General features: G+C 33.2%; 12 protein-coding genes. 6 read left to right on the forward strand and 6 right to left on the reverse strand.

Annotated elements, in window-relative coordinates:
- Position 1: 1 nt before the first annotated feature.
- Both J2Y38_RS13060 and J2Y38_RS13065 read left to right on the forward strand, forming a co-directional pair.
- Entirely contained in the window at positions 2 to 688 is a 687-nt protein-coding gene (locus tag J2Y38_RS13060; RefSeq protein WP_309843210.1) for a YjjG family noncanonical pyrimidine nucleotidase, read from the forward strand.
- 2 nt (positions 689 to 690) lie between these two features.
- Entirely contained in the window at positions 691 to 1,437 is a 747-nt protein-coding gene (locus tag J2Y38_RS13065) for a hypothetical protein (protein WP_309843211.1), read from the forward strand.
- Between the two features lie 13 nt (positions 1,438 to 1,450).
- Here J2Y38_RS13065 and J2Y38_RS13070 read toward each other — a convergent pair whose 3' ends face one another.
- A complete protein-coding gene (locus tag J2Y38_RS13070) occupies positions 1,451 to 2,728 on the reverse strand; it encodes a replication-associated recombination protein A (protein WP_053470818.1) in 1,278 nt (425 codons plus the stop codon).
- 154 nt (positions 2,729 to 2,882) lie between these two features.
- Here J2Y38_RS13070 and J2Y38_RS13075 point away from each other — a divergent pair, with 154 nt between their 5' ends.
- Positions 2,883 to 3,656, forward strand: a complete 774-nt coding sequence (locus tag J2Y38_RS13075) for a rhomboid family intramembrane serine protease (protein ID WP_309843215.1) — start codon at positions 2,883 to 2,885, stop codon at positions 3,654 to 3,656.
- 61 nt (positions 3,657 to 3,717) lie between these two features.
- The gene (locus tag J2Y38_RS13080) at positions 3,718 to 4,224 is read left to right on the forward strand and encodes a hypothetical protein (RefSeq protein WP_309843217.1); all 507 of its coding nucleotides are present in this window, start codon (positions 3,718 to 3,720) and stop codon (positions 4,222 to 4,224) included.
- A 2-nt stretch (positions 4,225 to 4,226) separates the two neighbouring features.
- Here the strand turns inward: J2Y38_RS13080 and J2Y38_RS13085 are convergent, their stop codons facing one another.
- The 5 genes from J2Y38_RS13085 to J2Y38_RS13105 all read right to left on the reverse strand — a co-directional run bounded on the left by J2Y38_RS13085 (position 4,227) and on the right by J2Y38_RS13105 (position 12,385).
- On the reverse strand, positions 4,227 to 5,027 hold the full coding sequence (locus J2Y38_RS13085; protein ID WP_309843220.1) for a DUF2490 domain-containing protein: 801 nt from the start codon (positions 5,025 to 5,027) through the stop codon (positions 4,227 to 4,229).
- Between the two features lie 40 nt (positions 5,028 to 5,067).
- A complete protein-coding gene (gene rlmB / locus J2Y38_RS13090; RefSeq protein ID WP_073486710.1) occupies positions 5,068 to 5,802 on the reverse strand; it encodes a 23S rRNA (guanosine(2251)-2'-O)-methyltransferase RlmB in 735 nt (244 codons plus the stop codon).
- An 83-nt stretch (positions 5,803 to 5,885) separates the two neighbouring features.
- Positions 5,886 to 7,331 (reverse strand): SusD/RagB family nutrient-binding outer membrane lipoprotein, encoded by a 1,446-nt coding sequence (locus tag J2Y38_RS13095; RefSeq protein ID WP_309843224.1) that lies wholly within the window; start codon positions 7,329 to 7,331, stop codon positions 5,886 to 5,888.
- Between the two features lie 11 nt (positions 7,332 to 7,342).
- Positions 7,343 to 10,597 carry a SusC/RagA family TonB-linked outer membrane protein gene (locus J2Y38_RS13100; protein WP_309843226.1) on the reverse strand — a complete coding sequence of 1,085 codons (3,255 nt, stop codon included), beginning with the start codon at positions 10,595 to 10,597 and terminating at the stop codon, positions 7,343 to 7,345.
- A gap of 84 nt (positions 10,598 to 10,681) precedes the next feature.
- Positions 10,682 to 12,385, reverse strand: a complete 1,704-nt coding sequence (locus J2Y38_RS13105; protein ID WP_309843228.1) for a hypothetical protein — start codon at positions 12,383 to 12,385, stop codon at positions 10,682 to 10,684.
- A 183-nt stretch (positions 12,386 to 12,568) separates the two neighbouring features.
- Between J2Y38_RS13105 and rpsL the strand changes: the two genes are divergently transcribed.
- Both rpsL and rpsG read left to right on the forward strand, forming a co-directional pair.
- Entirely contained in the window at positions 12,569 to 12,952 is a 384-nt protein-coding gene (rpsL, locus tag J2Y38_RS13110; RefSeq protein WP_007136570.1) for a 30S ribosomal protein S12, read from the forward strand.
- 23 nt (positions 12,953 to 12,975) lie between these two features.
- Positions 12,976 to 13,452 (forward strand): 30S ribosomal protein S7, encoded by a 477-nt coding sequence (gene rpsG, locus J2Y38_RS13115; RefSeq protein ID WP_056200545.1) that lies wholly within the window; start codon positions 12,976 to 12,978, stop codon positions 13,450 to 13,452.
- Positions 13,453 to 13,456: the final 4 nt, after the last annotated feature.

Here is a 13,456-nt window from a genome sequence, read left to right on the forward strand (position 1 = left end):
TATGAATACTAACATTACAGATATTTTTTTTGATTTAGATCACACGCTTTGGGATTTTGATAAAAATTCAGAAATGGCTTTTGATCGTATTTTTAAAAATAATTTCGGAGAAATTAAAATTGAAGATTTTATTAAAAAATATGTTCCCATAAATCAGGAATGCTGGAGGTTGTACCAAAATGATGAAATTACCCATCAGGAATTACGCTATAATCGATTAAAATATTCTTTTGATGCTTTAAATTATTCCATTTCTGATGAAAATATAGATCAGATTGCTAATGATTATATTGAGTTTTTGACCGATAATAATTATCTTTTTGATGGAGCAATTGAAGTTCTGGAATATCTTAAACCTAAGTATAAACTGCATATTATTACAAATGGGTTTGCGCATGTTCAAACCAAGAAAATAAATAATGCTTCGCTTGGAGGTTATTTCAGCACGATTACAAATTCTGAATTAGCAGGCGTTAAAAAACCAAATAGTATTATCTTTGATTATGCTGTCAATTTGGCTCAGGCATCAAAAGAAAACAGCGTCATGATTGGCGATGATTTTGATGCAGATGTTAATGGCGCTTTAAACGCTGGTATGGATGCTATTTTCTTTAACATCAGAAATATTGATGTGCCTAAAAAATTAAAACAAATTAATCATTTACTAGAACTAAAAAAATACCTATAATTATGAAAATAAAAGTTTTACTGGCTTTACTATTTTGTTCGGCTATTGGATTTTCGCAATCTGTTAACGATTATAAAGCCGTTATAATTCCGCTTAAATATGATTTTATTAAAACAGACAATCAATATCGATTAGCTACCTTAACTAAATCAAATTTACTTAAAGCCGGGTTTGAAGCTTTTTATACAAGCGAGCAAGTACCTGCAGGTTATGACAGATGTGAGATTTTGTATATCGATGTAAAAAGAGATAATGCTTTTTTAGTAACAAAACTTTTTGTTCAATTTAAAGACTGCTACGGAAAAGTAATTTATACTTCTGAAACCGGAAAGAGCAGGGAGAAGGATTATGAAGTAGCATACAAAGAAAGTCTTGAAGGTGCGTTTGTTTCTATTATTGGACTGCACTATAAATATAATGGAAAAACTGTTTCTTCAACGCCTTCTAATGTAGCACAAGCTGCGGCTCCTGTTGCTGCTGTTGTTGCGAGTACTCCAGTAGAAGAGAAACCTGTAGTAAATCTTTCAGATCCAAATTTATTATACGCGCAGCCAACAGAAAATGGTTTTCAATTAATTGATAAAACACCAAAAGTGGTAATGAAATTATTGAAAACTTCACGTGCAGATTCATTTATTGCTATTAAAGATGGTATTCAGGGATCTTTAAACGCAAAAGATAATCAATGGTATTTTGAGTATTATCAAAATGATAAATTGGTTTCAGAAAAAGTTTCTGTAAAATTCTAAAACATATTATGGTTTAATAACCATATTTATCTTTCCAACGGTTCTTTAAAAATTCGCGGTTGCTGTTCTCTCTAGAATTGCTCCCCGGATTGTAAAGAACCGTTTCTTTTATAGCATCTGGAAGAAATTCTTGTTCGGCAAAATTATTAGCATAATCATGCGAATATTTATAATCTTCACCATAACCTAATTCTTTCATCAATTTTGTCGGAGCATTTCGCAAATGAATAGGAACAGGTAAATCTCCTGTTTGTTTTACTAATTGCTGCGCATTTCCAATAGCCATATAAGATGCATTGCTTTTTGGAGATGTTGCCAGATATATGGCACATTGACTCAATATAATTCGGCTTTCCGGATAACCTATCGTTGAGACAGCCTGAAAAGTATTATTAGCCATAATAAATGCCGTTGGGTTTGCATTCCCAATATCTTCACTAGATAAAATCAGCATTCTTCGGGCAATAAATTTTACATCTTCACCGCCTTCAATCATTCTTGCCAGCCAGTAAACGGCACCATTTGGATCGCTTCCTCTTATGGATTTTATAAAAGCAGAAACAATATCATAATGCTGTTCACCAGTTTTGTCATACAAAACAGTATTTTGCTGAACCAGTTCGAAAACACGATCGTTAGTAATAATTACATTGTCGCTTGGGGAAGCATTAACTACAAGTTCAAAAATATTAAGCAGTTTTCTGCCATCTCCGCCAGAAAGTCGGAGTAATGCTTCCGTTTCTTTTAAAGTTATTTTTTTAGAGGCTAATTCCACATCAATTTTCATTGCACGATGCAATAGGGCTTCTAGATCGTCTTTTGTAAATGCATTTAGTATATAGACCTGACAACGGGATAATAATGCGGGAATAACTTCAAAACTTGGGTTTTCTGTTGTTGCACCAATGAGTGTAATCCATCCTTTTTCAACAGCGGCTAAAAGCGAGTCTTGTTGCGATTTACTAAAGCGGTGAATCTCATCAATAAACAAAATCGGATTTTTGGCCGTAAATAAACCTCCGCTTTGTTTTGCCTTTTCGATTACGTCTCGAATATCTTTAACCCCAGAATTAATGGCGCTCAAAATATAAAACGGACGTTTAGATTCCTGCGCTATAATTTGTGCCAAAGTTGTTTTGCCTGTTCCGGGCGGTCCCCAAAAAATAAGTGAAGGAATTATTCCTTTTGAAATTTGCTGCGTCAATGAACCATTTGGTCCAACCAAATGACTTTGACTAACATAATCTTCTAATTTCTGTGGGCGAATACGCTCGGCTAACGGTGCTTCCATTTTGTAAAATTACTATTTTCAAAATTAATTTTATTACATGAGATATTATATACTAATTCGATTTTAAAGATTTAACATATAAGCTGACAAATTATCAGTAATTTTTATTTGGATAGTTTTTTGATGCCATAACATAAATCAGAATCGAAACTATATGAATGATAATCAATTTAAATTTTCAACTGCAGTTATTGGAGTTCCAGTATTTTTTGTGCTTTTTCTTTGGGTTATATACTGGATTCAGATTCGATTTGATTTTGATTTTTATCAAAACGGAATTTATCCCAGGGATTTTTCCGGATTGCAAGGCATATTGTTTAGCCCATTTATTCACGAAAATTTAGAACATTTATATAACAATTCAATTCCGCTTTTTGTTTTGCTGACAGCTTTGCAGTTTTTTTATCCAAAACAATCATTAGGTGTTATTTGTTATGGGATTTTATTTTCCGGATTGATAACCTGGATTATTGGTCGGCCAAACTTTCATATTGGTGCAAGCGGATTAATTTATGTTTTGGTAAGTTTTATTTTTTTTAAAGGAATACAAACTAAATATTATCGCTTGGTAGCGCTTTCGTTATCTGTTATCTTACTTTATGGCGGAATGATTTGGTATGTTTTCCCAGATGTAGATGCAGCAATTTCCTGGGAAGGACATTTAGGTGGATTTATTACAGGATTTGGACTTTCTTTATATTACAAAACTTCTGAATATACAAAACCCATAATTTACGATTGGCAGAAACCGGATTTTGATCCATCTCAGGATGCTTTTATGAAGCATTTTGATGAGGATGGAAATTTCGTAAATACAGAAATTCCTGAAGAAGAAATTGAAAATTCTGATGCATATTTTAATTCAAATGTTATTGTGAATTATATTGTAACCAAATCAGAATCAATTGATAAAGACTCTGAAGTATGATTTTTATGGATTAAAATGATTAATTTTGTTAATGACCATTTTAATTTAATTAATCCAACTCATGAAAAATACTTTTTTCTCTGTTTTAATTTTATTGATTTTTGGAAGTGCTGAATCTTTTGCTCAATGCGATGTAAAAAATAGAGTACTTGCAGACGGTTCCATGGTTTATTATTTCGACCCGGCGGCTTTTTATACCACAAAATCTAAATCTCTAAAAATAAATATTATTACCGATAAAGAAAGTTACTTTGTTGCTCTTCAGCCCACACCTTTTCCGGAAAAAAAGGTAGGGAAAGGAATAAAAGATGATTTGATAATACATTTGGCAGATAATAATGCTTATAAATTAAAGCATTATGATACGCAGTATATAAAAAATGATTCTGTAATGCAGGTTTTGTATCTAATAGACAAAAAGGATTTAGAAGTGTTTTCTAAATTCGAAGCTGTTGTGGCGTCTATAAATATGAAAGGAACTGAGTTTATCCGTGACTACAATTTCAAATTACATAAAGATGAAATTGTAAAACAGCTGGTTTGTTTCTTAAAAGAAGAAGAAAAGTAGGTTTAATCATCACTTGTAGTCTCTGATTTGTGTAAGAACTTTTTGTTTAGATTCTCAAAAAAATTATTAAATGTAAGTGTGAATGCTGCAGCGTTTACGATTTGATTTCCGTTATCCCTTGGAAGATATTCGTTAGCATATGTTAGTTCAATTTGTATGTCATCCGTAAACAGATAACCGGCACCAACATTTAATCTGTTTCTGTCAAAAAAACTAAGACCAGTAACTTTTGTTCCCGATTTTAAAAATAACTCATCAGAAGCAATAGCATAGACAACGCCTTCTCGTAAAACTTTGCTGTTAATAGGTTGTAAATATTTAATTTGCTGGCGATACCGAATTACGTTTTCGTAACTATCATCTTCATTTTTCATATGACGAAGTTCCGTTCGCATCCTTGTACTTAAACTATATCCAGTTTTATGGAAATAATAAATACCCTGTAAAGCAAACCGCCATTCTGGAGATTCAAATTGGCCAATTTCAGGAACATCTTTGTTGTTAAAGTATGCTATAAATGATGATAGTTTCCATCGTGGAGACAAATAATAATGCCCCCAGGCTCTAAATGATCTTTGTGTATTTTGCTCAAAAATGTTTGGGGATGATTCAGTACTGCTGTAACTTGTTCCTAAATTAAGTTCAGTTGACCACTTTTTATTTATAGTTCGGCTAAATTGAATCTCACCCCAAAATTGATTGTACTTTGTTGTTTGCCCATAACTCATCATTGTAATTAGAAAAATTACAATTGAAGAACAGATTTTTCTAAGTACTATATTTTGAGCAAGTTTTGAAGACATTTAATAATTATTAAGTTGTCATTCTACTTCGGGATGCTTGTTAACTTCTCTGGCGAACTGTTTCGTATAAAAATGCACCGCATGCAACAGATACGTTAAGCGATCCTATGGAACCAAACATTGGTAATTTTGCTTTTTCATCTACAATTTTCAAAACAGAAGGATTTATACCTCTGTCCTCAGATCCCATTATAATAGCTAAAGGCTCATTTAGAGATAAGTCATAAATGTTTTGATCTGTTTTCTCAGTAGCGGCTACAGTTTTTATTCCAGATCCCTGAAGATAAAATATAGCATCTTTAATATGTTCAACTTTGCAAATAGGCACATTGAATACTGCACCCGCAGATGTTTTAACTGTGTCACCGTTTACTGGTGCAGAACCTGCTTTTTGAACAATAATTCCATTTACTCCTGTACATTCAGCAGTTCTGATAATAGCACCAAAATTTCTCGCATCCGAGATTTGGTCTAATATTAAAAATAAAGGTTTTGAACCCGAAGCAATAGTCGATTCTACTAAATGTTCTATATCAATAAATCCAATAGGGGAGATCGTTGCAACAGCACCTTGATGATTATTTGGTGTTAATCTATTTAGTTTTTCAACTGGAACGTATGAAAAGTTAATGTTGGCACGTTTCATCACCTTCATTAAATCTTTCATTAATTCTCCAGAAATTTCTTTTTGTATAAATACTTTGTCAACTTCCTGACCAGCTTGTATCGCTTCTATAATGGCTCTAATACCAAATATTTGATGTTCTTTTTCCATGAGGCAAATATAGGTATAATGTTTATATAAAAAAACCGCCCTGAATTAACAGAGCGGTTTTGAAATATTTATTTTGTAATAAATTAGAATTTATCCCAGAATAATTTTGTAGTCAATAAGTCACCTCCAATAGCTGTAGAAGCAGCTTTGTAGTTTGTGTTATTTGTTTGTTGCTCAAGAACTGGATAAGCCATTCTTACTGGAACTTTACCACCAGCATTATTAATTGCTGTTGCAGGAGCTAATAATGCAGGGAAGTCTAATCTTCTCCAGAAATTCCAAGAAACTAAAGCTTGATTGTACATCGCTACCCAAGCTTCTTCTCCGATAGATTTTTTCCAATTAGCTGCATCGTAAGGTTTTGCTGCAAGGTAAGCAGTAGCATCTGCTGCATCACCACCCCATTCTAGGATAGATGCTGTAACAGCTGTGTTGTAAGCAGCAGCAGCAGCTCCTGCGTTCCAACGTGCATTAGCTTCTGCAATGTAGAAAGCAACTTCAGTGTAAGTTAAAATATTACCTGGTGTAGTTGGAGTAGTTGCAAAATCACCTACATAAGAGAAATCACCTAACTCTCCACCTTGACCAACTACTTGTCCAACAAAAGTTCCATCATCTAATGGGTGGTAATATGCACTTAATCTTGGGTCACTGCTTGCATTCATGTAATCAACTAAAGTTTTAGCTGCGAAGAAATCATCTCTACCACTTGCAACAACATTTTCATACAAAGGATTGTAATTTGGTGATGCTGCTAAGTATGTTAATTTCCCATTATCAGCTGGAGAAGTCATAACGCCTGCAGTTATAGCGTCAAGTGCTGTAGTTTGAGCTAAAGTAGGATTAGAATCGGCAATTGCAATACCTAGTTTTAATTTCAAAGAATTAGCAAATACGCGCCATTTTGCAATATTTCCACTGTAGTATTTGTCACCAGTGTCAAAAGAAGGGAAACCAGCAGCAGAAGTATCTAAATTAGCGATATCACTGTTTATTCTAGTAATTAAATCCTGATAAATTGTAGCAGCATCGTCATAAGCTGGTAATGGATATTGAGTAAGATTTGCTGCTTGTGTATAAGGAACATTACCAAAAGTATCAACAAGTAACTGGAAAGTATAAACTTGTAAAATGTCAATTATTGCTAATTGATTTTTTTTGTTTTTTGGCCATGCGTTAACCTCAGTAGCAGTAGGTGAGTAAGCTTCAATAATTTTTTTAGCTTGACCTAAATTGTTCAATACATTTACGTAATTGTCTGAGAATATTTGGTTTGAAACGTTTCTGTTTGTAAAGTCATAATTACTTTCGTTAACATACGTTGTTTCTTGCCAATATTGCATTGTCAACCTAAAGTTGTTTTCATTTACGCTTGGAGTATTAGTGTAATCACTTAATTCTTTTTGTGCGTAAGTAATTAGCGACCCGGGTACAGTGGTGTAAGCACTGTTAGGGTCTGTGTTTATGTCCTCATTAACACATGCTGTCATCGACAGACCAATGGTTAATATTGCGAATATTTTTTTCATTTTCGTTTTTTTTAAAAATTAACTTTGACATTAAAAGAAATATTTCTTGTTGTCGGCATAGGTCCAGATTGGTATCCTTGAGTGTTACCAGAAGATAATCCAGCCTCTGGATCAGAGTAAGGTAAGCTTTTGTCAATGATCCATAGGTTATTACCTATTAAGCTAAATGAAGCTGCTTTGATAGAGGTTCCTAATATGCTTGAAGGAAGGTTATAAGTTAACACAACCTCTCTTAGTTTAACAAAACCAGCATCGTAAACGAATGCAGCAGCAGGAGGGTCAGTACCTAAAACTTGACTTGATTGAGATCTATCTAATCTAATCGTATTGTTGATATATTGTGGTTGACCATTTGTTGGTGTGTAAGCTGGGTTAGCCATTACACCTTTTAAAATTTCACCTCCACCGTTAGCTAATGTATTTCTTACAGGATTCCCTAAGTCGTTGTTTCCAACAGAGTTTGCGTAAATACCTGTTCCGTATCCATAATATTGATCAAGAGAGAAAACACTTCCTCCTTTTTTAACATCAATTAAGAAACTGAAAGAGATGTTTTTGTAAGAGAATTTGTTGTTAATACCACCAATCCAGTCAGCTTGGTATGTTCCTAATTTGTTATCAGTTGTAGTAGATACTAAGTATCCTCCATTGTCTCCAATGATTCTGTTTCCAGCACTGTCTAGTACATAAGTAGTTCCCCAAATTTGACCATAATCTTGGTTTAATGGAGCATTAATACTAATACCTCCTTGTAGAGAGTTAATATTAATGTTTTCAATACCAGGAGCTAACTCAGTAACTTTAGTGTTAGGGTTAGACCAGTTTACGTTAACATCCCAAGCAAAGTTTGCAGTTTTAATAGGAGTAGCATTTAAAGTTACCTCAAAACCTTTAGTTGTTAAAGTACCAGCATTGATTGTGTTGAAAGCTGATCCAGTAGCTGTTGATACAGGTAATGGTAAAATTTGATCGTAAGCTTTGTTTTGGAACCAAGCAACATCAAATCCAAGTCTGTTGTTTGCAAATTGCATGTTCACCCCTAATTCCACGTTGTCTAATTGTTGTGGTTTTAAGTTTGCATTTTTTGCAGTTGTATTGTATGAGTATACAGGAGTTCCAAATGGGTTACGAGCTGTATATGTGTTCTCTAGTTGGTTAGGATCTGTATCAGAACCTACTTGAGCATAAGCTGCTCTGAATTTACCAAAATTGATGAATTCAACATCTTTTAACCAATTTGAGAAAACAACACTTCCTGAAACTGCTGAATACCAATATGCATTATTATCTTTAGGTAAAGCAGAAGATTCATCTCTTCTAACAGATCCTTCCAAGTAGTATGTTCCTTTGTATCCTAATGTTGCTTGTGCAAATAAACCTAAAACTTCTTTTCTTGTGTCTACAATTCTTGGTAAAGCAGGAGCAGATACAGAGTTAGAAATAGTATATAATCCAGGAATATATAATCCTCCTGATGTCATTTGTTGGTTAATGAATCTACTTTGTACATTGTAGTTAGTACCAACAAGAACGTTAAGATTTAAGTCTTCAGTTAAGTCTTTCTTATAAGTAGCTAAGAAATCGTAGTTTTGCTCACTAAAATCATAGATATCTAAAGCATAACCAGATGGTTGAGCTGGAAGATTTTGACCATTTGAGTTTGATCCAAGAGTTGCTGGAGTTGAACCTGCAGCAATTCTGTCTTCAGTTCTCATAACAAAACCATCAGTTCCCATTCTACCTGTTAAGTTAAACTCTTTTGATACATCATAGCTTACACTTGCATTTGCAGCAAATCTTTTTCTGCTATCATTATTGTAGTTCTCATATCTTTGGAAGTAAGGGTTATCCCAATAAGCTGGAGCTAATGGAGTTGCGTTAGCAGGTCCTTTTATATTCCAAGTATAGTTTTGTCTGCTCATGAAATATAGATCTCTTTGTTCATTAAGATCTACGTTGTTAGCCCACCATTGTCTGAAACCAGCTAACTGGTTTCCACCGTATCCAGTTGAGTTTCTGTTTCTAGTGTTTTGAGCTACATAAGTTGCGTTTACTGTAGAGCTTAATTTATCACTAAATTTATAAGTAGCAGTAGCGTTAAAATTGTTTTTGCTTAGTAATGAATTTGGTAATATATCAGTACTATTTGTATTAGCATAAGTTAATCTGTAAGTTGCTTTGTCTGTACCACCGCTTAAAGAGATGTTGTTTACAGTTGAAGTTCCAGTTTCGAAAAACTCAATTGGACCATTTTTTGCAGCAACCCATGGAGTTTGTTTACCAAAGTTATCAGATCCAGGAATGAAAGCGTCATATTGCCAAACTGGAGAACCATCATATTTAGGCCCGTAAGAAGCGTCATCTCCACTTCGAGATCTAGGAGCTCCTTGGTATGAACTAAAAACTTGACCAAAATATCCTTGACCGTATTCAGTTTGGTATTTTGGGAAAGTTGTTTTGTCTACAGAAGCCATTGTGTATGAAGAAGAAAATTCTACAGAAAGATCGTTTCTAGATTTTCCTTTTTTCGTTGTAATGATGATAGCACCATTTTGAGCTCTAGATCCATAAAGAGCTGTTGCAGCAGCACCTTTTAATACGTTGATCTCAGCAATGTTGTTTGGGTTGATATCTGACGCAGCATTACCGTAGTCAAATCCACCTCTACCGCTTTTTTGATCGTTACTATTTACGTTATTGTTCAAAATTGGCACACCATCAACTACGAATAGAGCCTGGTTGTCTCCCAAAAGTGATTTGAAACCTCTAAGAACTACGTTTGTAGATCCACCAAAGTTTGTACCTTGAGTTACACTAAGACCAGCAACTTTTCCTGATAAGTTGTTTACAAAGTTCCCAGTTGGTACTGTTCCTACTTGTTCAGCTGATACTGATTGTGAAGAGTAACCAAGAGATTTTTTCTCTCTTTTAATACCTAAAGCTGTTGTTACTACAACACCTTCAAGTTCTTGTGCATCTCCAGCTAATTTTACATTAATTGTAGTTGAAGTTGCAGCTATTTCTTGGGTTTTCATCCCAATGTAGCTAAATACCAAAACTTGGCTTGATGATGCTTTGATAGAAAATTTACCATCAAAATCGGTTTGCGTTCCAGATTTTGTTCCTTTTAGCAATACACTAACACCTGGTAAAGGCATTCCTGCATTGTCAGAAACAGTTCCTGAAACGGCTCTTTCTTGCGCAAAAGTAAGTTGCGCTACTAGTACTAATAAAAGCACTAAGAATCCATTGAACTTTAGTTTCATTTTTAAATATTTTGAATTAGTATCGCAAAACTCTTAATAATTTGTTAACTTTCCTAGTAAAATATTTTTTTTTTTTGTTAAAGGTCAAAATTTAACATTATAACATATGTTTATGATAGTGTTATATAATTGTAATTCCTGTGTTTTGTTGGCTCCGTTTGTAAGGTTGATATTTATTATTCCATTAGGGGTTTGAATTGAAGTGCCAATTCCAATTCCTATTAATTTTTTTATTTTATTTGGGTCTGAAACGCTTGTCAAGTCTTGGTATATTCCATAATCCAAGATTGAATTAATATAGAGATTTGAAGAAACTATATATCGATACTCTGTAAGAATGGATGCTGTGAAATTTGCCTGAAGACTATTTTCTAAAAATCCTCTTATTGACTTTATTCCGCCAAATCTGAATAATTCGTTTGAAATGTAGTTTTTGCTTTGCAGATAAAAATTTTGTGAATTTATGTTAATGTAGTTTTTGTTGTTGAACTCAAAATTATAGCCGGTATTTAGATTTATATAAAATTGTTTACTTGATCCAGCTGTTTCCAAGTCGTTATTTGTGTTTCTTTTTCCGTAGCCTGCAGTCAAGTTTATAAATGCTTTTTTAGGCATAAGATAATTATCGTAATCTGTTTTTTTATATTCGAAAGTTGATGTGAAATAAGAATTGTCAAAATCGCTGATAGTTGAGTTGTTAGTGTTTTGTATATCGCTTGATTCTGTAGATTGATATCCTAGGTATACTTTTGAGTTGTAATTTATGTAATAACCCAAGTCAATTGCTGTTTTTGTGTTTTGAAAAGTACTGTCTTTTTTGAAAATATTTAATTGAGCCTTTATTCCGAGCGGAGATTTAAATATATATGGGATTTCCAGTTTAGTGCTGAAAGTTTTTTGTTGGTTTCCGTCGCTTTTCCAGTATAATGAAAATTGTTCCCCGGCATGAAGTGTGTTGATTAATAGAATGTCGAGATATCCATTAAGAGTTACTTTTTTGTTTTCGTCATTTGAAAATCCAATAAAACCATCAAAAGTGTTTGCTTTTCTTTTTTCTACGTAAGTGTAAATTTTGGTAGAGTCATTTGTGAAAAGTATTTCAGGATATTTTGTCTGAGAAACAAACTCATAATTATTGATGTCTTCGTAAAGCTGTTTTGTGATTTCCTGATTAAATGTTTTGTTTAGGTATTTTTTATTAAGTTGTTTTAAATGGCCTTTAGGGAAAAAGTCGCCAGAACTGCTATTTGTGTAATTTAGGATAATTGAATTTAGGTTGCGTTTTTTTTCGGATTTAAAATTTAAGTCGGCATAAATTATCAAATTCTTTCTTCGGATATTTTCAAGTTTGATTTTACTTAGCGCAAAACCGCCTTTTTCGGCTTGAATTATTTTTGCATTTAAATAGTTTTCAATTTCAGTATAAGGGAGAATTATGGAATCATTTTGGTTTTTATCAGGATCAAAAAAATGATTATTTATACCTATATATATATGTATGTTTTTTATTCTGTTTTTTAGGCTGAAAATTACAGTATATGTGCTATCGTTTATTTTGTTGTTTTCTAGTGTTTTATTGTCAACAAAGCCCTTTTTTGAAAGTTTGCCGGAAGTGTTTTTTATTTCGTCAAATAACGATTTAATATTTGGGTGAGTAGTATTATAGTTTAAGGAGTCGATAATCTTGTTTTCAATATCATTTAATCCATTTATTTTTAGATGAAAGGTTTGAGTATAAGCAGAAAAGCTTATAAGTAAAAAAAACAATGTATTAAAAAACTGTTTCAAGAGAAAATGTTTTATTTAATTAAAGTGTATGCAAATATCTATTGTTTGTTTGTAAAAACATACTAATAAATAATGTTGTTGAAAATTAATAGATTAACGTTTGTATAGTGAAAATTATTTTATACATTTGCAACCCCGTAAAAAGCGGGAATTTAATAAACATAATAATTTTTAGTATTAATTATGCCAACAATTCAACAATTAGTAAGAACAGGAAGAACTCAGATAACTAAGAAGAGTAAATCGGTTGCTTTAGATTCTTGTCCTCAAAGAAGAGGGGTTTGTACGCGTGTTTACACTACTACACCAAAAAAACCAAACTCTGCAATGCGTAAAGTTGCGCGTGTACGTTTGACAAATGGTAATGAGGTGAATGCTTACATTCCTGGAGAAGGACACAATCTACAAGAGCACTCGATAGTATTAGTTAGAGGCGGAAGGGTAAAAGATTTACCAGGTGTTAGATATCATATCGTTCGTGGAGCGCTTGACACGTCAGGAGTTGCAGGAAGAACGCAAAGAAGATCTAAGTACGGTGCTAAACGTCCAAAAGAAGCAAAAAAGTAATTTAAAACTTTTAAGAAAAAGACATGAGAAAAAGAGCGGCAAAGAAAAGACCACTTTTACCGGATCCAAGGTTTAACGACCAATTGGTAACGCGTTTTGTGAACAACTTAATGTGGGATGGTAAGAAATCTACAGCTTTCAAAGTATTTTATGATGCAATTGATATCATTGAAACTAAAAAGCAAGATTCAGAGAAAACTTCATTAGAAATTTGGAAAGATGCTTTAACTAATGTTATGCCTCACGTAGAAGTACGTAGCCGTAGAGTTGGTGGAGCTACATTTCAAATTCCAATGCAGATTCGTCCAGACAGAAAAATTTCTATGGCAATGAAGTGGTTAATACTTTATTCTAGAAGAAGAAACGAAAAATCTATGGCACAACGTTTAGCGTCAGAATGTTTAGCTGCTGCTAAAGAAGAAGGTGCTGCGGTTAAGAAAAGAATGGATACTCACAAAATGGCAGAAGCTAACAAAGCATTCTCTCACTTTAGATTTTAATTCG

This window comes from Flavobacterium sp. 2755 (genome assembly GCF_031455715.1).
GTDB lineage: Bacteria > Bacteroidota > Bacteroidia > Flavobacteriales > Flavobacteriaceae > Flavobacterium.

What these genes read in the sequence shown, in the direction of transcription:
- J2Y38_RS13060 (WP_309843210.1), top strand. Translation starts at nt 2, where the DNA reads ATGAATACTAACATTACAGATATTTTTTTTGATTTAGATCACACGCTT.
- J2Y38_RS13070 (WP_053470818.1), bottom strand. Translation starts at nt 2,728, where the DNA reads ATGGAAGCACCGTTAGCCGAGCGTATTCGCCCACAGAAATTAGAAGAT.
- J2Y38_RS13075 (WP_309843215.1), top strand. Translation starts at nt 2,883, where the DNA reads ATGAATGATAATCAATTTAAATTTTCAACTGCAGTTATTGGAGTTCCA.
- J2Y38_RS13080 (WP_309843217.1), top strand. Translation starts at nt 3,718, where the DNA reads ATGAAAAATACTTTTTTCTCTGTTTTAATTTTATTGATTTTTGGAAGT.
- J2Y38_RS13100 (WP_309843226.1), bottom strand. Translation starts at nt 10,597, where the DNA reads ATGAAACTAAAGTTCAATGGATTCTTAGTGCTTTTATTAGTACTAGTA.
- rpsL (WP_007136570.1), top strand. Translation starts at nt 12,569, where the DNA reads ATGCCAACAATTCAACAATTAGTAAGAACAGGAAGAACTCAGATAACT.
- rlmB (WP_073486710.1), bottom strand. Translation starts at nt 5,802, where the DNA reads ATGGAAAAAGAACATCAAATATTTGGTATTAGAGCCATTATAGAAGCG.
- J2Y38_RS13085 (WP_309843220.1), bottom strand. Translation starts at nt 5,027, where the DNA reads ATGTCTTCAAAACTTGCTCAAAATATAGTACTTAGAAAAATCTGTTCT.
- J2Y38_RS13095 (WP_309843224.1), bottom strand. Translation starts at nt 7,331, where the DNA reads ATGAAAAAAATATTCGCAATATTAACCATTGGTCTGTCGATGACAGCA.
- rpsG (WP_056200545.1), top strand. Translation starts at nt 12,976, where the DNA reads ATGAGAAAAAGAGCGGCAAAGAAAAGACCACTTTTACCGGATCCAAGG.
- J2Y38_RS13065 (WP_309843211.1), top strand. Translation starts at nt 691, where the DNA reads ATGAAAATAAAAGTTTTACTGGCTTTACTATTTTGTTCGGCTATTGGA.